Below are 2468 nucleotides of genomic sequence, written 5' to 3'. Positions count from 1 at the left end.
TGGTTTGCTTCATGGCGGCTCAGCAGGAATCGAAGACGTCATTGTGCCAGCTCGCACGCCAGCCGGGATCGGTCGACGATTAAATCAGCGCTTCCGTAGGCCGTGCGTGGTTCGAATACGCGACCAACGAATTGAAAGTCGCCGGGTCGAAATGACTATTTTTTATTAATTAATGATTTGCAACGCTTGCCAGATGAGGTAATCAGTCATGACAAGTGGGAGTAATGGCAACTTATCGGGAGTTACGTCACAAGTACGGCACGTGGCGATTTTGGCTCAACCGACCGTCGCAGGCATGCTGCCGATCAACTTGCACCCGCATTCCGTCGTGCACCCCTCCACTGCAACGGGCACCCCGTCAACTGTAAGCGTGTTGTGGGCGGTGATGATCTTGTTTACGCCGTGTGGTTTGCCACCAGGGTAGGGCAGCGGACAATCAACCTTATCACCCAGTCGGGCGATCGCTTTTCCCCTGATGTCGTGGTTGAGCGACCCGCTAATCACCGTGCCGCCATGATCGGTTTTGTCTCCGACTGTAATGATCTTCAATGACATTTGACTCTCCAGTGGAATCCGCGGTACTAATCGATCGGTGGGGCCGTCCGGCTAATCGCGGCCGTTGGGCTAACGCATATATCTCATAGCTAACGATTGCAGTAGCAAACGGTGATTGCTGTTATAGCACTCAAGATTACCCGGCGTGTCGTATGCATGTATGGGTGAAATGCAATGTTATGCAGCTTTATTTTAAATACACCCTTGATAAGCATATATTGCGCCCCTAAAGAGAATGCTAAATCATAAGCTGCCTTGAATTTAGCGCCAGCTTGCAGAGACTTTAGCATATTTCCTGAGCATCATCGGCAGCGGTCAGCCTCGATAATCATTGCGCATTTGCGTGTGCGCCAACTTTCACAACTAAATTGCCGCTGAGTGACTGGCCAACATCAAGTGCTATACCTTGAATTAGCATCCGTTTTGTGTTCTTCCTAAGATCTAGGGGTGAATATCCAGCCTTTTCAAACGCCGATAAAAGCTGACTCAAATTGACAAGTTTTGGTGCCGGCTCAGTCGTTGCCACAGATGCTGCAATCATAACGATTGCAGCGACAATGATTTTTTTTTGATCTACATTATGATCCCCTAATATCCAACGAATGAATTATTAATTAAGATACTGTCCCTGTAGTACAGCATCGTATACGCACTGTACTACTATTCGAACTCAGCAATCGAGCCGCAATCCTGAAAATGTTTCCGAATTGCGCTAACGACATCCTGCTTCTCAGTTTTAGTCAAAGCAACGCCCGGCGGCACTTCCCAATTATTCAATGAATTCAACTAGATGACGTAACGTGGTTCGATCGGCGCTGAGGCAATAAGCGCCTCGCCTAGAATACGTACAAGTTTGTCTTCACTCTCCAATCGCATGTCTCCCCGGGAGACGTGAACGACTTCAACATTCATACGTTACCCCTTGGGAATGGTCCTCAAGTTTCCGTATTTCGGGTAAGTAATAATGATCCAAGTTGTTCCTCGAAAACCAGTGCTTGTCATCCTGCGCGTGCTCGTTGTAAAAACTAACGTCTATAAAACTTTCCTATCGTGCGACGTCACTGAGGTTTCATGTAAATGTCGGCCTGATAGGCACGTGGCTCATAGCTCACTTCAACTTCCCCCCACTTGAACCGCCACGTACGCTTCCTATTGCCTTTATTGTTCGGTGGAGCTCCAACCGTCTTTTCTACGAAATTCGATAGCAGACGATACTCATCTTTCATCGCTTCTTCACTTACATCATCCCACCCTTTAACAGGACTGTCCAACCAGCTCAATCGTAGCCAGTTAATCTTTTTATCTCGCAGGCTGATGAAAACTCCAAACCTCATATTATCCGCCTGAGCTTCGACGTAGTAGTAAATTCTGCCGCCACTGAGTTCTCGTTTCTCAATTAGACCTTCTTCGGCGAGCGCCTTTAAGTCTCCATTGGAAGCGGTAAGGATATTTTTCTCGCCGATATCTATTTTTCCTTCAATGAAATTGATCATGGTTCTGTCAACTCCATAATTGGGCCTTTATCCATATTCATACGATCTTTCGCAGTGATGTAATATTGCGTTCCGCCACCCGGGCCATATTGGTCATTGGCTAGCGCGTAAGCTTTTCCTACGCAGAGATCTTCTTTTAATGTAAATGCCTGTACCTTTTGCCTTGCGCCGAACTTGAAGTGCTCAGAATTTCCAGCGTGTCCTACCTGGGTCGCCTCATGATATGCATTGACTGATTTCTTTGAGGCAGCAAGAGTAGACTCGTCAGCAAAGAACCCGCCTGGCTTCGGCCCGTAAGGATACAGTGTGTAGACAGTGGTGCCTTTAGGCCACCTCTAAAAACCTCGGCCGAGACGCCTGCGGCTGGGTAAAATCCTGACATCGAACCAAGCCAGCGAGTGCCGTCATGATGAAACCCCG

At 47.9% G+C, this 2468-nt stretch carries 3 protein-coding genes; all 3 read right to left on the bottom strand.

The features are described from left to right. Positions 1-276: 276 nt before the first annotated feature. Positions 277-555, bottom strand: coding sequence for a PAAR domain-containing protein (locus ABIB38_RS24090; protein ID WP_429207327.1), 279 nt, complete (start codon positions 553-555; stop codon positions 277-279). Between the two features lie 660 nt (positions 556-1215). Then, on the bottom strand, positions 1216-1332 hold the full coding sequence (locus ABIB38_RS24085) for a hypothetical protein (RefSeq protein ID WP_429207329.1): 117 nt from the start codon (positions 1330-1332) through the stop codon (positions 1216-1218). Positions 1333-1613: 281 nt separating this feature from the next. Then, a complete protein-coding gene (locus ABIB38_RS24080; RefSeq protein WP_429207325.1) occupies positions 1614-2048 on the bottom strand; it encodes a hypothetical protein in 435 nt (144 codons plus the stop codon). Positions 2049-2468 lie beyond the last annotated feature (420 nt).

Origin of the sequence: Massilia sp. UYP11 (assembly GCF_050434805.1) — a bacterium.
In the GTDB taxonomy this organism is placed as follows: Bacteria; Pseudomonadota; Gammaproteobacteria; order Burkholderiales; family Burkholderiaceae_D; genus Telluria.
The sequence above is the reverse complement of the archived record's forward strand: the minus strand, read 5'-3'. Positions and strand labels throughout refer to the sequence as shown.

Excerpts from the sequence above, each read along its gene's own strand:
- ABIB38_RS24090 (WP_429207327.1), bottom strand. The coding sequence starts at position 555 with ATGTCATTGAAGATCATTACAGTCGGAGACAAAACCGATCATGGCGGC.
- ABIB38_RS24080 (WP_429207325.1), bottom strand. The coding sequence starts at position 2,048 with ATGATCAATTTCATTGAAGGAAAAATAGATATCGGCGAGAAAAATATC.